21 protein-coding genes are annotated in these 22,103 nt (G+C 71.4%); 10 read left to right on the top strand and 11 right to left on the bottom strand.

Features of this window, described 5'->3' with window-relative positions; translation table 11 throughout:
* Position 1: 1 nt before the first annotated feature.
* On the top strand, positions 2-865 hold the full coding sequence (locus tag AB0K07_RS12290) for a YegS/Rv2252/BmrU family lipid kinase (protein WP_363753878.1): 864 nt from the start codon (positions 2-4) through the stop codon (positions 863-865).
* Here AB0K07_RS12290 and AB0K07_RS12285 read toward each other — a convergent pair.
* The 4 genes from AB0K07_RS12285 to AB0K07_RS12270 all read right to left on the bottom strand — a co-directional run bounded on the left by AB0K07_RS12285 (position 862) and on the right by AB0K07_RS12270 (position 3,720).
* Positions 862-1,455 (bottom strand): TetR/AcrR family transcriptional regulator, encoded by a 594-nt coding sequence (locus AB0K07_RS12285; protein WP_363753876.1) that lies wholly within the window; start codon positions 1,453-1,455, stop codon positions 862-864. The two genes, AB0K07_RS12290 and AB0K07_RS12285, sit on opposite strands and share 4 nt — an antisense overlap.
* An 86-nt stretch (positions 1,456-1,541) precedes the next feature.
* Positions 1,542-2,261 (bottom strand): RNA polymerase sigma factor SigF, encoded by a 720-nt coding sequence (locus tag AB0K07_RS12280; RefSeq protein WP_363754331.1) that lies wholly within the window; start codon positions 2,259-2,261, stop codon positions 1,542-1,544.
* A 228-nt stretch (positions 2,262-2,489) separates the two neighbouring features.
* Positions 2,490-3,533 carry an acyl-CoA desaturase gene (locus AB0K07_RS12275; RefSeq protein ID WP_363753874.1) on the bottom strand — a complete coding sequence of 348 codons (1,044 nt, stop codon included), beginning with the start codon at positions 3,531-3,533 and terminating at the stop codon, positions 2,490-2,492.
* A 37-nt stretch (positions 3,534-3,570) separates the two neighbouring features.
* A complete protein-coding gene (locus AB0K07_RS12270) occupies positions 3,571-3,720 on the bottom strand; it encodes a hypothetical protein (RefSeq protein ID WP_363753872.1) in 150 nt (49 codons plus the stop codon).
* 282 nt (positions 3,721-4,002) lie between these two features.
* Between AB0K07_RS12270 and AB0K07_RS12265 the strand changes: the two genes are divergently transcribed.
* Positions 4,003-4,419: a helix-turn-helix transcriptional regulator gene (locus AB0K07_RS12265; RefSeq protein WP_363753870.1), complete on the top strand. Its 417-nt coding sequence runs from the start codon at positions 4,003-4,005 to the stop codon at positions 4,417-4,419.
* 93 nt (positions 4,420-4,512) lie between these two features.
* Positions 4,513-4,815 carry a GNAT family N-acetyltransferase gene (locus AB0K07_RS12260; RefSeq protein WP_363753868.1) on the top strand — a complete coding sequence of 101 codons (303 nt, stop codon included), beginning with the start codon at positions 4,513-4,515 and terminating at the stop codon, positions 4,813-4,815.
* Between the two features lie 57 nt (positions 4,816-4,872).
* Here the strand turns inward: AB0K07_RS12260 and AB0K07_RS12255 are convergent, their stop codons facing one another.
* Positions 4,873-5,328 (bottom strand): MarR family transcriptional regulator, encoded by a 456-nt coding sequence (locus tag AB0K07_RS12255; protein WP_363753866.1) that lies wholly within the window; start codon positions 5,326-5,328, stop codon positions 4,873-4,875.
* Positions 5,329-5,504: 176 nt separating this feature from the next.
* Here AB0K07_RS12255 and AB0K07_RS12250 point away from each other — a divergent pair, with 176 nt between their 5' ends.
* Positions 5,505-5,957, top strand: a complete 453-nt coding sequence (locus AB0K07_RS12250; protein ID WP_363753864.1) for a hypothetical protein — start codon at positions 5,505-5,507, stop codon at positions 5,955-5,957.
* A 172-nt stretch (positions 5,958-6,129) separates the two neighbouring features.
* Positions 6,130-7,959, top strand: a complete 1,830-nt coding sequence (locus AB0K07_RS12245) for a long-chain fatty acid--CoA ligase (RefSeq protein ID WP_363753861.1) — start codon at positions 6,130-6,132, stop codon at positions 7,957-7,959.
* A gap of 64 nt (positions 7,960-8,023) precedes the next feature.
* Here AB0K07_RS12245 and AB0K07_RS12240 read toward each other — a convergent pair whose 3' ends face one another.
* The 4 genes from AB0K07_RS12240 to AB0K07_RS12225 all read right to left on the bottom strand — a co-directional run bounded on the left by AB0K07_RS12240 (position 8,024) and on the right by AB0K07_RS12225 (position 12,338).
* A complete protein-coding gene (locus AB0K07_RS12240; RefSeq protein WP_363753859.1) occupies positions 8,024-9,199 on the bottom strand; it encodes a zinc-dependent alcohol dehydrogenase in 1,176 nt (391 codons plus the stop codon).
* An 8-nt stretch (positions 9,200-9,207) separates the two neighbouring features.
* Positions 9,208-10,188, bottom strand: coding sequence for an SRPBCC family protein (locus AB0K07_RS12235; RefSeq protein WP_363753856.1), 981 nt, complete (start codon positions 10,186-10,188; stop codon positions 9,208-9,210).
* Between the two features lie 174 nt (positions 10,189-10,362).
* A complete protein-coding gene (locus AB0K07_RS12230) occupies positions 10,363-11,769 on the bottom strand; it encodes an FAD-dependent oxidoreductase (protein ID WP_363753854.1) in 1,407 nt (468 codons plus the stop codon).
* Positions 11,770-11,840: 71 nt separating this feature from the next.
* On the bottom strand, positions 11,841-12,338 hold the full coding sequence (locus tag AB0K07_RS12225; RefSeq protein ID WP_363753851.1) for an N-acetyltransferase family protein: 498 nt from the start codon (positions 12,336-12,338) through the stop codon (positions 11,841-11,843).
* Positions 12,339-12,471: 133 nt separating this feature from the next.
* Here AB0K07_RS12225 and AB0K07_RS12220 point away from each other — a divergent pair, with 133 nt between their 5' ends.
* The 4 genes from AB0K07_RS12220 to hflX all read left to right on the top strand — a co-directional run bounded on the left by AB0K07_RS12220 (position 12,472) and on the right by hflX (position 15,278).
* Positions 12,472-12,834: a metalloregulator ArsR/SmtB family transcription factor gene (locus tag AB0K07_RS12220; RefSeq protein WP_363753848.1), complete on the top strand. Its 363-nt coding sequence runs from the start codon at positions 12,472-12,474 to the stop codon at positions 12,832-12,834.
* A complete protein-coding gene (locus AB0K07_RS12215) occupies positions 12,831-13,577 on the top strand; it encodes an MIP/aquaporin family protein (RefSeq protein WP_363753845.1) in 747 nt (248 codons plus the stop codon). The genes AB0K07_RS12220 and AB0K07_RS12215 overlap by 4 nt, the downstream gene beginning before the upstream one ends.
* 31 nt (positions 13,578-13,608) lie before the next feature.
* Complete coding sequence (locus tag AB0K07_RS12210) at positions 13,609-14,016, top strand: arsenate reductase ArsC (protein ID WP_363753842.1); 408 nt, start codon at positions 13,609-13,611, stop codon at positions 14,014-14,016.
* A gap of 110 nt (positions 14,017-14,126) precedes the next feature.
* Positions 14,127-15,278 (top strand): GTPase HflX, encoded by a 1,152-nt coding sequence (hflX, locus tag AB0K07_RS12205; RefSeq protein ID WP_363753839.1) that lies wholly within the window; start codon positions 14,127-14,129, stop codon positions 15,276-15,278.
* A gap of 61 nt (positions 15,279-15,339) precedes the next feature.
* Here hflX and AB0K07_RS12200 read toward each other — a convergent pair whose 3' ends face one another.
* Together AB0K07_RS12200 and AB0K07_RS12195 are read right to left on the bottom strand one after the other, a co-directional pair.
* Entirely contained in the window at positions 15,340-15,462 is a 123-nt protein-coding gene (locus AB0K07_RS12200) for a ribosomal protein bL36 (protein ID WP_074311439.1), read from the bottom strand.
* A 99-nt stretch (positions 15,463-15,561) separates the two neighbouring features.
* On the bottom strand, positions 15,562-16,302 hold the full coding sequence (locus tag AB0K07_RS12195) for a class I SAM-dependent methyltransferase (protein WP_363753836.1): 741 nt from the start codon (positions 16,300-16,302) through the stop codon (positions 15,562-15,564).
* Between the two features lie 310 nt (positions 16,303-16,612).
* On the opposite strand from AB0K07_RS12195, the gene AB0K07_RS12190 reads away from it, so the two are divergent.
* Positions 16,613-22,072: a carboxyl transferase domain-containing protein gene (locus tag AB0K07_RS12190; RefSeq protein WP_363753833.1), complete on the top strand. Its 5,460-nt coding sequence runs from the start codon at positions 16,613-16,615 to the stop codon at positions 22,070-22,072.
* The last annotated feature ends 31 nt before the right edge of the window (positions 22,073-22,103 follow it).

The following is a 22,103-nucleotide window of genomic DNA, read 5'->3' as shown; positions in this document are numbered from 1 at the left end:
GGTGCGGTCCTTCGCAGTGATCCTCGGGCCCACCGCGCGCCGAGGGTTGTCCCGCCTGATGCCGGTGGCCCATCTGCTGCGGGCCGCCGGCGCGCGGATACGGGTCGAGTACACCCAGACCGAGGCGCAGGCCCGCCAGCGCGCCACAGCGGCGTCGCAGGGCGGCGAGGTCGTCGTCGCCGCCGGCGGCGACGGCACCATCCGGCTGCTCGCCGGCGCGGTCGCCGAGACCGGAGGCCTGCTCGGCGTCATCCCCGCCGGGCGCGGCAACGACTTCGCCCGCCAGCTCCGGTTGCCGCACTCCCCTGACGCCGTCGCCGACCTGCTGCTGCACGGACAGCCGCGGCACCTCGACGTCCTCCGCGTCGCGGGACGGACCATCGTCGGCAGCGTCTACGTCGGCGTCGACGCGGCAGCCAACGAACTGGCCAACCGGTCCCGGCTGCCCGCGCCGCTGGTGTACCCCACCGCCGGCCTGCGGGCACTGCTGCGCTGGCCACGCACCCGGTACACGATCACGGTGGACGGCCGGACGGAGCAGACGTACGCCTACACGGTGGTGGTCGCCAACTGCGGGTACTACGGCGGCGGTCTGCACGTCGCCCCGGCGGCGCAGCCCGACGACGGGACGGTCGACGTCGTGGTGATCGGGCAGGCGCCGAAGCTGCTGTTCCCGGTGGCACTGCGACAGATGCGCACCGGCCGGCACGTGGAGCGCGGGCACGTCTTCGCCTACCGTGGCACGTCGGTCACCGTCGCGGCCGACCGTCCGATGACCGTGTACGGCGACGGTGATCCCGTCGGCCGCACCGACGAGCTGCACGTCGAGGTCCGCCCGCAGGCACTGCGCGTCGTCGCCGGCTAGGCCGGTCGCAGGTAGCCGTCGACCAGCAGCGCCAGCTCCCGGTCGAACTCGGCGACCGGCACGTCGTCGGCGACCGTGCGGACGGACAACACGAAGGACTGGGTGGTCAGAAAGACCGCGCGGGCCATGATCTCGGGCTGGCCGGGCCGGATCGAGCGGTCCTCGTGACCGTCGGCCAGCGCCGCCGCGAGGAACTGGAGCATCTCGTCCTGGCCGTTGCCCCGCCGGTCGAGCAGGTAGGGCAGCAGCACCTCCGGATCGACGTCCCGGATCTTGCACAGGAGGGGGTGCTCCCGTAGCTGCCGCGCCGCCGCCACCACCCGTGACACCAGACGTGACCGGGCCGATCCGCCGGTCTCGGCGTCCGCAGCGGCCATCAGTACCTGATGCCACTCCCGGCTCATCAGATCGCCGATGAGGGACTGCACGTCCGGCCAGCGCCGGTAGACGGTCATCCGCGAGACGCCGGCGCGCCGGGCGATGTCCGTCATCGTCGTGCGCCGGACGCCGTAGGCGAGCACGCAGTCACGGGCGGCGTCGAGAACCATGTCGTCGACGCTGCGCTCGCCGGACTGGCTCACCTCCACCACGCCGACTGTCTACCACAGCGGTGATGTGGCGCCGGCCGCGGACGCGCGCGTCACGAGCGACGCGGGCCCCGAGGGGCGGGCCGTGCTCAGTAGGAGTCGGCAAGCTGCGTGCGCAGCTTGGCGAGCGCACGGGTCAGCAGACGGGACACGTGCATCTGCGAGACGCCAACCTGGTCGGCGATCTCGCTCTGCGTCTGGTTGCCGTAGAAGCGCAGGGTGAGGATCTTCTGCTCCCGCTCGTCGAGCGTGGCCAGCGCCGGGCCGAGCGCCACACGCAGCTCGGCGAGGGCGAACTCGCCGTCCTCGCCGCCCAGCATCTCGCCCAGTTCGGTGCCCCGCTCACCGTCGCCGACGGGGGTGGACAGCGACACCGCGTTGTACGCCCGCGCACCCTCCAGCCCTTCCAGCACCTGCTCCTCGGTGAGCCCGAGGTGGGCGGCGATGTCGGCGACCGTGGGCGAACGACCCAACGTCTGCAGCAGGGTGCTGTTGGCATCCGAGATCGCCAGCCGCATCTCCTGCAGCCGGCGCGGCACCCGGATGTCCCACGTGCGGTCCCGGAAGTGGCGCTTGAGTTCCCCGACGATGGTGGGGATGGCGTAGCCGGCGAAGTCGACACCGCGGGAGGGGTCGAACTTGTCGACGGCCTTGATCAGCCCCAGTGCCGCGGTCTGCGTCAGGTCCCCGGTCGGCTCGCCACGGCCGCTGTAGCGCCGAGCGAGGTGATTGGCCAGGGGCAGCCACGCCTCGATCGCCCGATCCCGCAGCGCGGAGCGCGACGGATGGCCGGCGGGCAACGCCGCCATGGCGAGAAGCAGCTTGGTGGCAGGCGAGTCGGGCGAGGCGTCGTGGTGGACGTGGGTGCTCGTCGTCGCGGGCCGATCAGTGGTGGTGATCATGCTGGTTCCTCCGCATCACCACGGCCGCACTCCAGCGTCTCCGGCGCCAACCGTCTGAGCAGAGACTAGACCAACGGGCAGTTGAAACCTAACCGAAAGGACGATGCAGCTGCTCCCAGCTGACGCACTGGCCCTTCAGCGCACCGCGACGTCGGTTCCTGGTTCGGGGCTTCCAACCTCCTTGAGGTGGCGCAGCCCTTCCGCCCAGGAGCGGCCCAGACTGGTTTCGTGGTAGCCGATGGCGTGCTTGGCGCAGAACCGCTGGATCAATGGCCGAGCGCGACGCAGGTTGGGGCACGGCATGTTCGGGAACAGGTGATGTTCGATCTGGTAGTTAAGGCCACCCAACACGGCGTCGAGGAACCTCCCGCCCCGGACGTTGCGGGAGGTCAGGACCTGCCGCCGTAGGAAGTCGAGCTTGTCCTCGGCGCCGAGGATCGGCATGCCCTTGTGATTGGGAGCGAAGGAACAGCCGAGGTAGAGGCCCAGCACGCCCTGGTTGACGACGATGAAGGCGACCGCCTGCGCGGGAGTCAGGACCAGGAACACGGCGGCGAGGTAGCCGGCCAGATGCAGGGTCAGCAGCCCCGCCTCGGCGGGCCGACGCGCCAGGCGGCGCGGGCCGAAGACAGCCCGCAGGCTGATGGCGTGCAGGTGCAGGCCCTCCAGCAGAAGCAGCGGAAAGAAGAGATACGCCTGGTGGCGGACGAACAGTGCGCCGAGGCCGCGCCGTCGCCGGACCTGGTTGGCGGTGAATGACAGGGGTGCCACGGCGATGTCGGGGTCCTTGCCTTCGGTGTTCGGGTGGGCGTGGTGCCGGTTGTGTTTGTCCACCCACCAGCCGTAGCTGATCCCCGTCAGCAGGTTGCCGTGCACGAGGCCGATCAGGTCGTTCGCCCGGCGCGAGCGCCCTATCTGCCGGTGCCCGGCATCGTGACCGATGAACCCGGCCTGCGCGATCACCACCGCGAGGGCCACCGCCACCCCAAGCTGCCACCAGGACTCACCGAGACGCCCGAACAGCGCCCACAGCCCGGCGAAGGAGCCGACGACGAGACCGATACGCACCGCGTAGTAGCGTCGCCGCCGCTCGAGCAGACCCGCTGCGCGGACCTGCCGGGACAGGTCGGCGTAGTCGCTGCCCCGCTGGCCGTCGACGCCGAGGCTGGTGTCGCTCACGATGGCGGCTCCCGCTGGTCCCTGTCTGCCCGATGTCTCAGCGGCGTCGGCTCGACCGGCCGGTCAGGCGGGCCATGAGCTGTTGAAACTTCTGTTGCGTGCTGGGCTTGGCCGCCTGGCGACGACCCCGCTGCATCAGGTCACGCGCCCGCGGGCTGTTGAGCAGGCCCTTGATCCGTTGGCTCATCGATCCCGATGTCACGGCGCACTCCCCTCTGACCGGCCCCGCCGGCTAGCTCCCGTGCGTGTCATTGCCAGTTTCGCCTGACCAGCCTGCCGATCAGGCGGGATTGGGGAGATTGGCCGGAGCGGGGCCGGACGACGTGGGCGAGGGAGCCCGGACGCGCCAGCGCGACTCATCGCTGTAACCACCAGTGATCGAATGGTGCCATGGCGCAGCGTCGGATAGCGACGGTCAGCGATCGAGGCTAGCCTGAGCATCGACCACGGGGGAAGCGACGGCCAGGACATGGGTGAGACGCCGGCAACCGCGCAGGCAGCATTCGCGCGATTCGTCCGCCACGCGGTCGAGGCCACCCGCGACGAGCGCGGTTGGTCGGTCGCCGAGGTGGCGGCTCACAGCGGCGTCAGCCGCTCCACCATCTTTCGATGGCTGTCCGGCGACTGGCAGCACCACCCGGAACTCCCCAAGGTGCGCGCCTTCTGCGCGGTCCTGGACCTGCCTCTCGGCGCGGCGCTGCGCGCTCTCACCCCGCCGCCCACCGACCTGACGCAGACCACCCCGCCCGGGGCGGATCCGGCCGTGGAGGCACACATCGCGGCCATCCGCGACCGACTCGCCGACCCCCGCACCCCTGCCGCCGACAAGCAGCACATCCGCGCCGCCCTGCAGACGCTCGCTCTCGCCGCGTCCCGCGCGAGCTGACTGCTCGATTGGCCAGACGGCGCCACCGACAGGCGGTCGGCGGCGTAACGCTGCTCACCGGCTGGTCGGCTGACCGCGTGGTTGGATGGTCCGGTGCAGTTCACCGTGACAGATGCGCCGACGCGGGAGCGATTCGAGGCGCGCGACGAGGCCGGCGTGGTCGCCGGAGTGGTCACCTACCAGCTCACCGGCACCATCATCGTCTACACCCACACCGAGGTCGATCCGACATTCGAGGGCAAGGGCGTCGGGTCGATTTTGGCTCGCGCGGTGATGGACGACGCGCGGGCCAGGGGCCGGACCGTCGTGCCGCTCTGCCCGTTCCTCGCGGAGTGGCTGGTCAAGCACCCGCAGTACGAGGACATCGTGGCCCGATCGACTCGAAAGGTGAAGTAGCGTATCGCCGTTCCGGGTCAGGCCGACGGTGCTGCCGTCATCCGGCGGGACGCACGTTCAGCGGGGCCGGTCCGATCCGTTGCTCCCCTCTCCGGTGAGCCGTGCGGTCTGGGATCGAAGCACCCGCACCGTGTTCTCGATGTAGTCGACCACCGTGGCCATCTGTCGTTCGTCGTACCGGCTCATGAAGGCGTTCATCTCCCGGCTCAGGTCGGCGAAGATGCCGGTGAGGTCGGGGGCCCGAGATGGATCCGCGGCGACCAACACCCGTCGCCGGTCGCTCGGGTCAGGTTCCCGGCGAACGTAGCCGGCCTGTTCGAGCCGATCGACGATCCCGGTGACGGCGCTGACGCCGACCCCGAGTTGAGGTGCCAGGGCGCCGGTCGGCAGCGGGCCGGTGCGCATGATCAGCCCCAGGGCCTTGTGCTCGGCGGCGTTCAGGCCGAGCCGTCGCGCGATCGCCTCGTGAAAGAGCACGACCGCCGTGCTCAACTCCCAGCCGTAATCTGTCACACTCTCACCATTGCTTCAGCCCGATGGATAGTCCACTATCAGAGATAGTTCATTTCTCTGAAGTATAGCGACCGGAGGGCAGCGTCATGCGGACGGGGCTCGCACTCAGCGGGGCGGCTTTACGGTGGGCGACGCACTTCTACGCCCGACACTTCTGGCTCGTGTTCGGTCTGTCGATGATCCCAACCGCGCAGCGGTTCATCGCGGTCCGCTACGGCGACGACCTGCCGGCCGCCGTCCAGGTCGGCGGCGAAATCCTCACCGGGCTCGCCCGGCTGCTCCTGGTCTACGTCGTGCTCCGACTGGCGTTCCGGGAGCCCGGCCTGTCCAACCTGACCCTTCGTGAGCGCTGGCTACGGCTGACCGCCGGAATCAACGAGCGGGTCCGCGACTTCTGGTTCCAGTTCCTCGTCCTGGCCGCGGCCTTCGTGGTGCTCGACATCCTGCCTACCGCCGCCATCGCTCTCTGGGTGCCCGACGAGCGGCAGAATCTGGTGAATTCCGTGCTGGTGAGCGTGAAGAACCCGACGGTGATCGCGTACACGATCCTCTGGATGCTCGGGATCGGGCGCACCCTGATGGTGGGCCACCGGCGGACCGTCAGCATCCAGGAGCCGTCCGCGACCTGAAGCACCGCCGTGGCGGGCTCCGCAGCGGTCACCGCCTGATTCATCGCACAGGACGGCGGCGGAAGCGGCGGTTTCGTCGTTCACCGTCGTCGTGACCGCCGGTGGCGTCATCATGACCGCGTAGCCGCTTCGGTTGCAGGCGGGCACCGGTCGTGGAGGGGGTGCGGCGGACGTGCGCGAGATGGCGGTAGCGCCGGTGGTCACGGGGGCCGCCACGCCGGGCCTGGCGGACATGGTGTGGGACAACGCGCGTCAGGATCCCGAAGCGGTGCAGTTCCTGCGTCCGGCCCCGGTCTCCCCGGCCTGGCCGGCGGGACCGTCAGCGCGCGGGTCCGTGCCCGTGACGTGCGCCCAGTTCCGCGGGGACGTGCTCGCTCTGGCCCGCGGCTTCATCGACGCCGGGATCGGGCACGGCGACCGGGTGGGGTTGATGAGTCGCACCCGGTACGAGTGGACGCTCGTCGACTATGCGCTGTGGTCGATCGGGGCCGTCACCGTGCCGATCTACGACACGTCCAGCCCGGAGCAGATGGAATGGATCCTCGCGGACGCCGGTGCGGTGGCGTGCGTGGTCGAGGCCGACAAGCACGCCGCGGCGCTCGCCGACCGGCGTGCTGACCTGCCCGCACTGCGTCAGGTGTGGCGGATCGACGGCGGCGACCTGATGGCGCTGGCCGGTCAGGGTCGGGCCGTCGACGACGCCGAGGTGGACGTACGCCGCCGGGCGGTCACGGGCAGCGACATGGCGACGATCGTCTACACCAGTGGCACGACCGGCCAGCCGAAGGGTTGCGTGCTGACGCACCGCAACATCTACTGCGACATCAGCAATGCCACCGCCGTACTGCCGGAACTGCTGCATCCGGGGGCGTCGACGGTGCTGTTCCTGCCGTTGGCGCACGCGTTCGCCCGCCTGATCCAGGTCGGCATGGTGCTCACCCGCGCCACCCTGGTGCACAGCGCCGACATGACCGGTGTGCTCGCGCAACTACAGCAGCACCGCCCCACCTTCCTCCTCGCCGTGCCGAGGGTGTTCGAGAAGATGCACGCCCAGACACGGGACAAGGCGGCCGACGCGCACCAGGAGTGGCTGTTCCGGATCGCGGACGCCGTCGCGGTGCGCTACAGCCGCGCCCTGGACACGCCGCCGGGTCCGCGAGGACCGCTGCGGCTGGCACGCCGGGTGTTCGACGTGCTCGTCTATCGGAAGCTGCGGGCCACGCTGGGCGGGCGCTGTCGCACCGCGATCGTCGGTGGCGCCCCGCTCGGGGAGCGCCTCGGTCACTTCTTCCGCGGCGCCGGCCTGACGGCTCTGGAAGGGTACGGGCTGACCGAGACGTCACCGGCGTTGACGCTGAACGTGCCGTCGGCAACCCGGATCGGCACGGTCGGTCGCCCGATACCCGGGGTGGAGATCCGCATCGCCGACGACGCCGAGGTCGTCGCACGCGGCGAGATGGTTTTCCCGGGCTACTGGAACAACCCCGACGCCACCCGGGCCACGTTCACGGCGGACGGGTGGCTGCGGACCGGAGACCAGGGCAGCCTCGACGACGACGGCTACCTGCGCATCACCGGCCGCACCAAAGAGATCATCGTGACGGCCGGGGGAACGAACCTCGCCCCGGCGCCGGTCGAGGAACGCATCCGCGCCCATCCCCTGATCAGTCAGTGCATGCTGGTCGGCGATGACCGACCATTCGTCGCCGCGCTGATCACCATCGACTCGCGGGCGTGGGCGCGGTGGACAGCCGGCCACGGCAACCCCGGCGCGTCGATAGCGGACCAGCGGGACAACCCGAAGCTGCGCAAGGAGATCCAGGCCGCCGTCGACGAGGCCAACGAGACGGTGTCGCGGGCCGAACGGGTCAAGACCTTCCGCGTCCTCTCCCGAGACCTCACCGAAGCCGACGGCGAACTCACGCCCACATTGAAGATCAAGCGCGAGGTGGTCCGGTCCCGTTTCGCCGCCGACGTCGACGCCCTCTACAGCGGCCACTGACCCCGCCTCGCGCCGCGGCGGCGGGCCCGTCCAACCCGGCCCGCCGCCCTCCCCCGTCCCGGCACTACGGCTTGAGCACCACCTTCAGGCACTCGTCCTGCTTGTTCTTGAAGATGTCGAAGCCGTGCGGGGCGTCCTCCAGCCCCATCGTGTGGGTGATGATGAAGCTCGGGTCGATCTCACCCTTGCGGATCCGTTCCAGCAGAGGCCGCATGTACCGCTGGACGTGCGCCTGCCCGGACCGCATGTTCAGCGATCGGTTCATGAACGAGCCCATCGGGAACTTGTCGATGAAGCCGCCGTAGGCGCCGATCACCGAGATCGTGCCACCGTTGCGGCAGCTCAAGACCGCCTCCCGCAGCGCGTGTGGCCGGTCGGTCTCCGCCTTCGTCGCCTGCTTGGCCTTGTCGTACGCGTGCAGCGCGGCCGACGCGTGGTGCCCCTCCATGCCGACCGCGTCGATGCAGGCGTCCGGTCCGCGGCCGGCCGTCATCTCCCGCAGGGCGTCCAGGACGTCGGTCTGCTCATAGTTGATCGTCTCGGCGCCGGTGTTCTCCCGGGCGATCCGCAGCCGGTAGGGGAACCGGTCGATGACGATGACCCGTTCCGCGCCGAGCAGGAGGGCGCTGGCGGCGGCGAACTGGCCGACCGGCCCGGCACCCCAGATCGCGATGGTGTCGCCGCGCCGGATGTCGCACATCTCGGCGGCCATGTAGCCGGTGGGCAGCACGTCGGACAGGAACAGCACCTGCTCGTCGGCCAGGTCATCGTCGATCTTGATGGTCCCGACGTCGGCGTAGGGCACCCGGGCGTACTGGGCCTGGCCGCCCGCGTAGCCGCCGAGCAGGTGCGAGTAGCCGAAGATGCCGGCGGGCGAGTGGCCCATCACCTTCTCCGCGATCCCCGCGTTGGGGTTGGAGTTCTCGCAGATCGAGTAGAGGCCACGCTCGCAGGAAGAGCAGTTGCCGCAGGCGATCGGGAAGGCCACCACCACCCGGTCGCCGATGCTCAGGCCGTCCCGTACGCCCGGCCCCAGCTCCACGACCTCGCCCATGAACTCGTGGCCGAGCACGTCGCCCTTCTGCATCGCGGGGATGTACCCCTGAAGGAGATGCAGGTCCGAGCCGCAGATCGCCGTTGAGGTGATCCGCACGACGGCGTCGCGCGGGTTGAGGATCTGCGGGTCGGGGACGCTCTTGACGGCCACGTTGTTGGGTGCGATCCAGCAGTTCGCTCTCATGGCTTCCCCTACCTGCCCGAGCCGTGCGTCGCCAGCGGCTGCGCCGGACGCTGCTTCATCTGTTGCTGGACGGTGCTGCCGTCCGGGCTGGCGTCCGAGCGGGTGACCTCGCCGGTCTCGATCACCTGCTTGAACCTGCGCAGGTCGTCGCAGACCTGCTGTTGCGGGTCCTCGCCGAACAACTTGGCGACCCTCGCGCCGAAGATGCCCCCGGGCGCCCGGAAGCCGAGCTCGACCCGCACCTCGGTGCCGCGACCACCGGTGGCCGGGACGAAGCGGACCGAGCCGGAGTTGGGGACCTGTGCACCGTCGATCGAGCGCCACGTGATCAGCTCACCCGGGCGGTCGTCCACGATCTCCGCATCCCAGGTGACCTTCCGACCGGCCGGCGCCTTCGCCGTCCAGCGCGACCGCCGGTCGCCCGTGGTCTGCACGGACTGGAGGTGGGACATGAAGCGCGGCAGGTTCTCGAAGTCGTGCCAGAATCGGTAGGCCTCCGTGGTGCTGCGGTTGACGGTCACCGACCCGTACACCCGGTTGGCATCCCGCCCCCGACGCCCACGGGTGGCCCGCACCGCGGTGTACACGTCCACCGCGGTGATCCCGGCCAACGCCCAGGTCGTGTACGTGACGCGCCGACGTCGTTCGCCATGCCGCCCCTTCATGGCCTGCCCGGCGGCGGCGAGGTCCAGCATGTCGCCGGCGACCCGGGTCCAGGCCCCCCACCCCGCGCGCCGGGGGATCAGCAGCGCGGCGGCATGGCCGAACTCGCGTACCCCGGCCGCCGCCAGCACCCGCCGCGCTGTGGGCGAGTCGTCGACCCCGCTCAGCCGGCTGACCTGTTCCCGGCGCGCGAGGGCGGTCACTCCGAGACCGAGGCTGACCCAGCCCAGGAACCGGGCCAGCCCCTCCGATCCGCGATCCTCCCCGGCGCGCTCGATGCCCAGGCTGTCGGTCACCGACCGCATGCCCGCTGTCGTTCTTCCCATGATCACCCCTCTGCAGATCTTCGTTGCCGGCCGCGCCGTACCGGGCGACCGTCGCCAGACGTCGAGCCGTTGGGGGACCGGCCCGCACGTATCCAGCACATCAGGCGAATGCCTTCTCCGCCGGCCGACTCCGAAGATGGGTGGGCGTGGCGCCCGCCCGTCACCCGGGGGGTGTCAGCTGCCGCAGCAGCCGCCGGCCCGCCCGGCGTCGAGGGGGATGAGGCGGAGCGGCGTGGACAGCAGCCCGCCGGTGACGCCGGTGGCGAGCCCGCGGCCGGCCGGCTCGGCGGTCGGCGCCGGCCCGCAGCAGCCGTCGCCGGTCGCCGAGCCCGCGGGACTGCTGTTGCACACCCCGGTCTCGGGCAGGTCGAGTTGCACGTCGCGGGCGGCGGCCCAGTCCCCGGCGAGGGCGGCGACGACGGAGCGGACCTGCTCGTAGCCGGTGGCCATGAGGAACGTCGGTGCCCGGCCGTAGGACTTCATCCCGACGGCGTAGTAGCCGGTCTCCGGGTGGGCGAGTTCGTCGACGCCGTGCGGCGGCACGGTGCCGCAGGAATGCTCGTTCGGGTCGATCAGCGGGGCGAGTGCACGGGTGGCGCCCAGCACCGGGTCCAGGTCCAGGCGCAGCTCGGCCGCGATCGAGTGGTCCGGGCGGAAGCCGGTGGCGGCGACGATGCGATCCACGAGTACGGACTCCTCGCCGCCGTCGGCGTGCCGGACGATCACGGCGACCCGCTCGTCGGCCGGGGTGAGGGCGTGTACGGAGAAGCCGGTGAGCAACCGGATCCGGCCGGCGTCGACGTACGCGCGCAGGCGGGAACCGAGGGCACCGCGCGCCGGGAGGGCGTCGGCGTCCCCGCCGCCGTACGTACGGGTCGGCGAGGCGGTCCGGATCGCCCAGGTCACCTCGGTGTGCAGCGTGGATTCGGCCAGCTCGGCCAGGGACAGCAGCGTGTTCGCGGCGGAGTGGCCGGCCCCGACGACGAGGGTGTGCCGGCCGGCGAAGCGCTCCCGGGCGGCGCCGAGGACGTCGGGCAGCGCGTGCTCCAGGAACGGAGCGACAGTGGTCTCGCCGCGGGCGGGCAGCCCGGACGCGCCGAGGACGTTCGGCGTGCCCCACGTGCCGGAGGCGTCGATCACCGCGCGGGCGAGCAGCTCCTCGCCGTCGGCGAGGCGGATCAGGAACGGCGTGGAGTCACGGCCAGCGGTGCGCAGCCGGTCCAGGCCCAGGCGGCTGATCGCCGCAACCCGGGCGCCATAGCGCACGTACGGCTTGAGCTGCGGCAGCTGCGCGAGCGGTTGGAGGTACCGGGCCACCAGTTCCCCACCGCTCGGCAGGACCTGCGGGTCGGGGGCGACCCAGCCGGCCTCGTCCAGGATCCGGCGGGCCGCAGGGTCGATGTTCCAGCGCCACGGGGAGAAGACCCGCACGTGGCTCCACTGCCGTACGGCGGCGCCCGGAGTGTCGCCGGCTTCGAGGACGGTGAACGACATGCCGCGCTCGTGCAGGTGCGCGGCGGCGGCCAGACCGGTTGGGCCGGCGCCGATGACCACGACGGGAAGACTGTCCAGGGCGCTCATCGCGATCTCCTCTATTGTGATAGCTGTCGAATCAGGTGGGCGGGCGGCGGCCCCGGTCGGGGGCCGGCTCGTCAGGTGATGGTGGGGCTGCGCCGTTCCAGCAGGACGACGTCCCGCCAGCGACCGTGATGGCGACCGATTCGCTCGCGGACGCCGATGACACGGAACCCGGCCCGCGCGTGCAGGCTCAGGCTCGCGGTGTTCTCGGGAAAGACTCCGGACTGGATCGTCCAGATGCCGGCGGCCTCGGTCGAGGCGATCAGCGTGTCCAGCAGCAGCCGGGCGATCCCGCGCCCGTGGGCGACCGGATCGACGTACACGGAGTGCTCGACGACGCCGGCGTAGACCGCGCGGGTCGAGGTCGGCGAGACGGCGATCCAGCCGAGGACGACCCCGTCGCCGCCGACGGCCACGAAGCGGTGCGCGGTCAGCCTCGCGGCGTCGAACGCCGCCCAGGTCGGCGCGACGACTTCGAAGCTGGCGTTGCCCGCGTCGAGTCCCGACTGGTAGATCGCCAGGACCCGGTCGGCATCGGCGGTGGTCAGGGGACGCACGGTGCAGGCGGCCATCAGCGGACGCCAGCCGGAGGCGACGTCGGTCGACGCACGAACCGGATCACCAAGCTCCCCTTCCGGACGCCTGTCTTGACGTCTGTCAAAGCAGACGTTTGCACAATGATTAGAGAGATGTCAACCTAGAGCAATGTCGAAACAAGCGGGGCCCCTCACCGATCTCAGCGCTGACGCTGCCTGCTGCCCGTCGCTGACGCAGCAGCGCGTACCGGCCGAGGCCGCCGCGGTGCTCGCGCCGGCGTTCAAGGCCCTGGGCGACCCGGTGCGCCTACAGCTGATGTCGATGATCGCCTCCGCAGCGGACGGTGAGGTGTGCGTCTGCGATCTGACCCCGGCCTTCGACCTGACCGGGCCGACGATCTCACACCATCTGAGGACGCTGCGCGAGGCGGGGCTGGTCGACGCGGAGCGGCGGGGCACGTGGGTGTACTACCGGGCCCGGCCGGCCATCCTGCACCAGCTCGCGGCGCTGCTCACCGTCGAGCCCCGATGACCGTCGCGCTCCGGCGGCGCCTGCTGGCCGAGTTCACCGGCACCGCTCTGCTGGTCACCGCCGTGGTCGGCTCCGGCATCATGGCCACCACCCTCTCCCCCGCCGACGTCGGGCTCCAGTTGCTGGAGAACTCGATCGCCACCGCGTTCACCCTCGGTGCCCTCATCCTGATCTTCGGGCCGGTCTCCGGGGCCCACTTCAACCCGGTCGTCTCCGCCGCGGACTGGTTCCTCGGCCGCCGCGCCGGCACCGGCCTCACCGGCCGGGACCTCGCCGGGTACGTCGCAGCCCAGACGCTCGGGGCGATCGGTGGGTCGATCCTCGCCAACCTCATGTTCGACCTGGCCGCCGTCGACCTCTCCGCCAACGACCGCGCGGCGGCACACCTGTGGCTCGGTGAGGTCGTGGCGACCACCGGACTGATCCTGCTGGTCTTCGCCCTCGCCCGCTCCGGTCGCGCGCCGGTCGCCCCCGCCGCCGTCGGCGCCTACATCGGCGCGGCGTACTGGTTCACCTCATCCACCGCGTTCGCGAACCCGGCCGTGACGATCGGGCGGGCGTTCACCGACACCTTCGCCGGCATCGCCCCCGCCTCCGTTCCCGGCTTCGTCCTCGCCCAGCTCGTCGGCCTCGCCGTCGGCATCTGCCTCCTGACCCTCCTCTACCCCGACGCCGGGAAGACCGCCGACCAGGTCGTCGTCCCGACCGGCGAGCGCGGTCCGGCGCTCGACCCTCGCGCGTGAACACCCACCCGTACCGCACGGAAGGCTCCTGATGTCCGACAAGCCCAGCGTCCTGTTCGTCTGTGTGCACAACGCCGGTCGTTCCCAGATGGCCGCCGGCTGGCTGCGCCACCTCGCCGGCGACACCGTCGAGGTCCGTTCCGCCGGCTCCGCCCCCGCCGAGACCGTCAACCCCGCCGCCGTCGAGGCCATGCGCGAGGTCGGCATCGACATCACCGACCAGACCCCCAAGCTCCTCGAGTACGCCACCGCCGAGTCGTCGGACGTCATCGTGACCATGGGCTGCGGCGACGCCTGCCCGGTCTTTCCCGGGAAGCGCTATGAGGACTGGAAGCTCGACGACCCCGCCGGCAAGGGCGTCGAGTCCGTCCGCCCCATCCGCGACGAGATCCGCAGCCGGGTGGAGAAGCTCCTCGCCGAGCTGCGTCCCGCCGCCTGACCGCCGCACCGCCCGGGACGCACCGTGACGACAGCGGCGGCAGGTGCCCGGGGCATGTCCGTCGGAGCGAGGGGTAGAGCAGACGACACCGAGACGAGGCGGGGTGGACGATGGCGGGATCGTGGTTGCTGGGCTCCGGTGTCGGCGCACCGGGGGAACGGCCGACGGCGGTGTTGGTGGCGGTCCACCAGGAGGACGAGGCGGGCGACAGCGGGCCGGGTACGCAGACCTCCCTGGCCGAGCTGCGCCGGTTGGCCGACACCGACGGCCTGGTTGTCGCCGACGAGGTGGTGCAGAACAGGAGCAGACCCGACCCCGCCACCTATGTCGGGTCCGGCAAGGTGGACGAGTTGACCGCCCTGGCCGAACGCACGCACGCGGACGTCGTGATCGCCGACGGGGAGCTGAGCCCCGGGCAGGTCCGCAACCTGGAGGAACGGGTCGGGGTGCGCGTCGTCGACCGCACCGCCCTGATCCTGGACATCTTCGCCGAGCACGCGCGGACCAGCGAGGGTCGGGTCCAGGTGGAGCTGGCGCAGATCGCGTACCAGTTGCCCCGGTTGCGCGGCGACGGCCGGTCCATGTCCCGCGTCGGTGGTGGCCGGATGGCCGGCGGCGCCGGAATGGGTGTGCGTGGTCCCGGTGAGATGCGGTTGGAGACCCAGCGGCGGACGCTGCGCCAGCGGGCCACCAGGCTGCGTCGCAACGCCTCCGATCTGGCTCGGCGGCGCGAGCGGAACCGGGGTCGGCGGGCTCGCAACCAGGTGCCCTCGGTCTCCATCACCGGCTACACGAATGCCGGGAAGTCCGCCCTGCTCAACCGGCTCACGGGGGCGAACGCCGAGGTGCAGGACGTGCTGTTCGCCACCCTCGACCCGACCGTGCGCCGGATCAGCACCGGTGCGCTCACCTACATCGTCGTCGACACCGTCGGCTTCGTCCGCCACCTGCCTCACCAGCTCGTCGACGCGTTCCGCTCGACGCTGGAGGAGGTCACCCGCAGCGACCTGGCGATGCACGTGGTCGACGCCTCCGCTCCCGACGCCCTCGACCAGATCACCACCGTCCACGGGGTGCTGCACGAGATCGGCGCGGGTGCGGTTCCCGAGCTGCTTGTGCTCAACAAGATCGACGTGGCGCCACCGGAGGCGGTGCGCGCTCTGCAACGCGTCCATCCGGACGCGGTGGCGGTATCGGCACTGACCGGCGCCGGCATCGACGACCTGCGGGCCGAACTGGCCGCCCGGCTGACACGTCGCTGACCGCCGTCGGGGATCGGAAGCTGGCAGTACCACGCAAGCCTGACGATTGCGTTGAGCAGGCTCAGCCCTGCCGGGCCTTCTGGCGCCGGTCGGACTTGTTGATCACAAATGTCCGGCCCCGGCGACGTACCACGATCGAGTTCATCTTGTTCTTCAAACCGCGCAGAGAGTTCCTGACCTTCATCGCAGCCGCCCTCTCCTGGTCGGTCGTAGCGCGCTGTCCGGTCCCGACTGACGTACCCGGCGGGTCGACGCTCATTCGTCGCGCCGATCCCGGCCCGGCTCAGGCCGCCACCGGTCGCCGGTAGACCGACACGTGGTCGCGGCTGCCGTCGGTGAAGGGCCGGCCCGTCCAGTCCTCCCACCGGTGCTCGCGGGCCATCCCCGCCAGCTCGGCCATCAGGTCGAGTTCGGCGGGCCAGGCGTAGCGGTGATTGGCGGGGAGCAGGTCGATCCCCGTCCCGGTGAGCCGGATCTTCGTGGTGGTCATCCGCTGCTCCGCCGGGTGCAGCAGGGCCGCCTCCAGCATGACCGTGTCCTGCGCGACCCGGACCGGGCGCAGTGCCGCGCCGGCCCGGAACGCGGCCAGGTCCGGTACCCACGCCTCGACGACGAAACGGCCACCGGGGCGCAGGTGCGCGGCGGCGTTGCGGAAGCAGGCGACCTGCGCGGCCTGGTCCGGCAGCGCGAAGATCGTGTTGAGCGCGAGCAGCACCAGGGCGTACTCGCCCGGCACCCGGGTCGCGGCGAAGTCACCGATGGCCACCTCGATCCGGTCCCCACCCGGCTTGTCGCGAAGCCGGGCCGCCATCACCGGGGACCCCTCCACGCCGGCGACCGTCAGCCCGCGGGCCTGCAGGGGCAGTGCCAGCCGACCGGTGCCGACCCCGAACTCGCAGACCGGGCCCCCGTCGGCGAGTTCCACGAGCCGCTCGACCGCCGACGTCGGATCCAGGTGCGCGAAGGCATCGTCGTAGACGTCGGCCGGTACGTGCCGGCCGTACTCGCTCGCGTCGAACGGCACGGTGCGAACCTCCAACTTTCGGGCGGACGCCGATATCCGACTCGCTGACGGCCGAACGTCCGGCCGACCACTTCCGCCCACTATCGGTCACCGTCCGACCACTCTGCGGCGTTAGTACCGCCGCAGCCGGGGTTTTCTGCCCGGACGTCGCCCGACAGCCAAAAACTTTTGGTGGTTTCCTACAACTGAGGGGCGGGGGGTTCGGCGATTGCGTCATGGCGCTGCCAGCTCCCAGACGGAAAGGTGATCGCTGCCGGGAGCTGTCGTCTCGCGGCACGCAGCTCATTGGTCTACCAAAGGGGTCAGTCGGGTGTTCAACCGTGTCGCCATCGTCAACCGTGGTGAGGCTGCCATGCGCCTCATCCACGCGGTCCGAGAGTTGGCTGCGGAAACCGGCATCCGGATCGAGACGGTCGCCCTGTACACCGACGTCGATCGCACCGCCACCTTCGTGCGTGAGGCGGACATCGCCTACGACCTCGGTCCGGCGTCCAGCCGCCCGTACCTCAACCTGGCGGTGCTGGAGCGCGCGCTGACGGAGACCGGGGCCGACGCCGCGTGGGTCGGCTGGGGTTTCGTCGCCGAGGACCCGGCGTTCGCGGAGCTGTGCGAGAAGATCGGCGTCACGTTCGTCGGGCCGAGCGCGGAGGCCATGCGCCAGCTCGGCGACAAGATCGGCTCAAAGCTGATCGCCGAGGAGGTCGGCGTGCCCGTCGCTCCCTGGAGTCGCGGTCCCGTCGAGACCCTGGACATCGCGCGGGCGAAGGCGGCCGAGATCGGCTATCCCCTGATGCTGAAGGCGACCGCGGGCGGCGGCGGGCGCGGCATCCGCGTGATCACGAACGAGGCCGAGCTCACCGACGCATACGAGCGCACCAGCCAGGAGGCGGCGCGGGCGTTCGGTAGCGGCATCGTGTTCCTGGAGCGCCTGGTCACCGGGGCCCGCCACGTCGAGGTCCAGGTGATCGCCGACGGACAGGGCACCGCGTGGGCGCTCGGTGTCCGCGACTGCTCGGTGCAGCGGCGCAACCAGAAGGTGATCGAGGAGTCGTCGTCGCCGGTGCTCAGCCCGGCGCAGTCGGCCGAGCTCAAGGCGTCGGCCGAACGGCTGGCCCTGGCCGTCGGTTACCGCGGCGCGGCGACCGTCGAGTTCCTCTACCACCCCGGCGATCAGCTCTTCGCGTTCCTGGAGGTCAACACCCGGTTGCAGGTCGAGCACCCGATCACCGAGCTGACCACCGGGTTCGATCTCGTCAAGGCGCAGCTGCACGTCGCCTCCGGCGGCCGGCTGGAGGGCCCGCCGCCGGTGGAGCGCGGGCACGCCATCGAGGCCCGGCTGAACGCCGAGGACCCCGACCGCGACTTCGCGCCGTCGCCGGGCCGGATCGCGCGGCTGGACCTGCCCAGCGGCCCGGGCATCCGGGTGGACACCGGTGTCAGCGAGGGTGACACCATCCCGGCCGACTTCGACTCGATGATCGCGAAGATCATCGCGTACGGCCGGGACCGTGCCGAGGCGCTGGGCAAGCTGCGCCGGGCGATGGCGAACACCACGGTGATCATCGAGGGCGGCGCGACGAACAAGAGCTTCGTGCTCGACCTGCTCGACCAGCCCGAGGTGATCGACGCCAGCGCGGACACCGGCTGGATCGACCGTGTCCGGGGCGAGGGCCGGCTCGTCGCGCACCGGCACTCCGGGGTCGCGTTGGCGGCCGCCGCCATCGAGGCGTACGAGGAGGAGGAGCGCGTCGAGCGGCAGCGGCTGCTGTCGACGGCCTCCGGTGGACGGCCGCAGGTGCAGCACAAGAGCGGCCGGCCGTTGGACCTCAAGCTGCGCGGGGTGACCTACCGCATGCGCGTGGCGCGGGTCGGCGCGCACCGGTTCCGTGTCGGCATCGAGGTGGGCGCCGCCGTGCGCACCGCCGACGTCGAGCTGGACCGCTTCGACCGGCACACCGGCCAGATCGTCGTCAACGGCGCCCGGTTCCGCCTGCTCACCGGCACGCACGGCCCGACCCACCTGGTCGAGGTGGACGGCGTGACGCACCGGGTCAGCCGGGACGAGGGTGGCGTCGTCCGCTCCCCCATGCCGGCGCTGGTCGTCGCCACGCCGCTGGAGGTGGGCGCCGAGGTCGAGGCGGGGGCGCCGGTGCTGGTGCTGGAAGCCATGAAGATGGAGACGGTCCTGCGGGCGCCGTTCAAGGCGCGGCTGAAGGAGTGCGCGGTCTCCGTGGGCAGCCAGGTGGAGGCCGGTGCGCCGCTGCTGCGGCTGGAGCCGCTCGCCGACGACGCCGCCGAGACCACGGACGACCCGGCCGCCGTCTCCGTCGAGCTGGACCTGCCCGCCGCCGCCGAGGAGGTCCCGGCGTACCTGCGCAGCAGGCGCGGCCAGGAGGACCTGCGCGGCCTGCTGCTCGGCTTCGACGTCGACCCGCACGACGACAGCCGCGTGCTCGACGACTACCTCACCGCCCGGCAGGCGGCCACCGAGGCCGGCCACCGGCCGCTGGCCGAGGAGCTCGACCTCGTCGACGTGTTCGCCGACCTCACCGAGCTGAGCCGCAACCGGCCGACGGGTGAGGACGGCGGCGCCCACGTACGCAGCGCCCGCGAGTACTTCCACACCTATCTGCAGAGCCTCGACGTCGAGCGGGCCGCCCTGCCGGATTCCTTCCAGGCGAAGCTCGCGAAGGCGCTCGGACACTACGGCGTCACCGACCTGGAGCGCTCCCCCGCGCTCGAATCCGCCGTGTTCCGGATCTTCCTGGCCCAGCAACGCGCGGTCGCCGACGCCACGGTCGTCGCGACGCTGCTGCGCGCCTGGCTGCGGGACACCCCGCCGGACGAGACGCTGCGCGAGCCCGCCGGACTCGCGTTGGAGCGGCTGGTGGCCGCGACGCAGGTCCGCTTCCCGGCGGTCGCCGACCTCGCCCGTGGTGTCGTGTTCGCCTGGTTCGCCCAGCCGCTGCTACGCCGCAACCGCGCCCGCGTGTACGCCGAGGTCCGTGGCCACCTGCGTCACCTGGACGCGCACCCGGACGCGGCGGACCGCCCCGAGCGCATCGCGGAGATGGTACGGAGCACCGAGCCACTGGTACGCCTGCTCGGCCAGCGGCTCGTCCGTGACCACCTCGACAACGCGGTCATGCTCGAGGTCCTGACCCGGCGGTACTACGGCAACAAGGCGCTGACCAGTGTGCGCACCAGCGACGTCGCGGGCTGCGCGTTCGTGGTCGCCGAGCGCGCGGAGTCGAGCGTGGTCTCCGCCGCGGTGAGCTTCGACGCGCTGGGCGACGCCCTGCGCGGGCTCGCCGAGCTGGCCACCGGCGAGGACGCCGTCGACGCCGACATCTACCTCGGCTGGGAGAACCAGCCGGAGGACTTCGACGCGATGGCGGAGGCGCTGCTCGAGGTCGTCAGCGCGCACCCGCTGCCGGCCGGGGTCCGTCGGCTCACCACCACCGTGGCGGGTCGCGGCGGTGCCGTCATGCACCACCACTTCACCTTCCGCCCGTCCGGCGAGGGGATGACCGAGGACCGGCTGATCCGTGGCCTGCACCCGTACATCGCGCAGCGGATGCAGCTGGAGCGGCTGCACCGGTTCGACCTGACCCGGCTGCCGTCGTCGGACGAGGAGGTCTACCTCTTCCAGGCCGTGGCGCGGGAGAACCGGGCGGACGAGCGCCTCGTCGCCTTCGCGCAGGTGCGTGACCTGACCGAGCTGCGGGAGCAGGACGGCCGGCTGGTCGCGCTGCCGACCACGGAGGACGCGGTCGCCGCCTGCCTCGACTCGATCCGCCGCGCACAGTCGCGGCGACCGTCCAAGACGCGTTTCAACACCAACCGGATCGTGATCTACGTCTGGCCGCCGAGCGAGCTGACCCGCGAGGAGATGGAGATGATCGCCGGGCGCGTGCGCCCGACGACCGCGGGCGCCGGGCTGGAGGAGATCCTGTTCATCGCGCGGCAGCGCGACCGGCGGACCGGTGAGCTGACCAAGATCGCCGTACGGATCTCGTTCGACGCCGCGGGTGGCGCGGAGCTGGCCATCGGCGCCCCGCCGGTGGAGCCGGTCGAGCCGCTCGACGAGTACCGGTTGAAGGTGCTGCGCGCGAGCAGCCGCAACACGGTGTACCCGTACGAGCTGACCGGCCGGCTCGGTGACTTCGTCGAGCACGACCTGGACGACGACCACGCGCTGGTGCCGGTGGACCGGCCGAAGGGGCGCAACGCCGCGGCGATCGTCGCCGGGGTGGTCACCACGCCGACCGTGCAGCACCCGCAGGGTGTCACCCGGGTGGTGCTGCTCGGCGATCCGACGAAGTCGCTGGGCGCGCTGTCGGAGCCGGAGTGCCGACGCGTGATCGCGGCGCTGGACCTGGCCGAGCGGATGGGGGTGCCCCTGGAGTGGTGGGCGCTGTCCGCCGGGGCCCGGATCTCCATGACCTCGGGCACGGAGAACATGGACTGGGTGGCCGCGGCGCTCAAGCGGATCGTCGAGTTCACCCAGGCCGGCGGTGAGATCAACATCGTGGTCGCGGGCATCAACGTCGGCGCTCAGCCGTACTGGAACGCCGAGGCGACGATGCTCATGCACACCAAGGGCGTCCTGGTGATGACGCCGGAGTCGGCGATGGTCCTCACCGGCAAGCAGTCGCTCGACTTCTCCGGTGGAGTGTCCGCCGAGGACAACTTCGGCATCGGCGGCTACGACCGGGTGATGGGGCCGAACGGGCAGGCGCAGTACTGGGCGCCGAACCTGACCGCCGCGCGGGACGTGTTGATGTCGCACTACGAGCACACGTACGTCGCGCCGGGCGAGGACGCGCCGCGACGGGCGGCGACCACGGACCCCGTGGACCGGGACATCTCCGCCTTCCCGCACGACGTGGCGGGCAGCACCTTCAACACCGTCGGCGAGATCTTCTCGGCGGAGTCCAACCCGGACCGCAAGAAGCCGTTCGACATCCGCACGGTGATGCGGGCGCTCTCCGACCAGGACCACCCGGTGCTGGAGCGGTGGGCGGGCATGGCCGACGCGGAGACCGCGGTGGTGCAGGACGTCCACCTCGGCGGCATCCCGGTGTGCCTGCTCGGCATCGAGTCACGGTCGGTGCCGCGGCGCGGTTTCCCGCCCACCGACGGTCCGGACACCTACACGGCTGGCACGTTGTTCCCGCGGTCGTCGAAGAAGGCCGCGCGGGCGATCAACGCGGCCAGCGGCAACCGGCCGCTGGTGGTGCTGGCGAACCTGTCGGGCTTCGACGGCTCACCGGAGTCGATGCGCAAACTCCAGTTGGAGTACGGCGCCGAGATCGGCCGGGCGATCGTGAACTTCCGCGGACCCATCGTCTTCTGCGTGATCTCGCGCTACCACGGCGGCGCGTTCGTGGTGTTCTCGAAGGCGCTGAACCCGAACATGACGGTGCTCGCGTTGGAGGGCTCGTTCGCCTCGGTGCTCGGCGGCGCCCCCGCCGCCGCGGTGGTGTTCTCCGCCGACGTCAACGCCCGCACGGCGGCCGACCCTCGGGTGCGCGCCCTGGAGGCCCGTGTCGCGGCCGCGGCCGGCACCGACCGGGCCGCGTTGTCCGCGGAGCTCGACGAGTTGCGCTCCTCGGTGCGCGCGGAGAAGCTCGGCGAGGTCGCCACGGAGTTCGACCGCGTGCACAACATCCAGCGCGCCGTCGAGGTCGGTTCGGTGGACGCCGTCGTCCGCGCCGCCGAACTGCGCCCGCGCATCATCGACGCCATCGAGTCCCGGCTGCGCTAGCTGACGGGTGGGGGCGTTCCCGCGTGGGACG

Source organism: Micromonospora sp. NPDC049301 (genome assembly GCF_040678715.1).
Lineage (GTDB): Bacteria > Actinomycetota > Actinomycetes > Mycobacteriales > Micromonosporaceae > Micromonospora.
The sequence above is the reverse complement of the archived record's forward strand: the minus strand, read 5'-3'. Positions and strand labels throughout refer to the sequence as shown.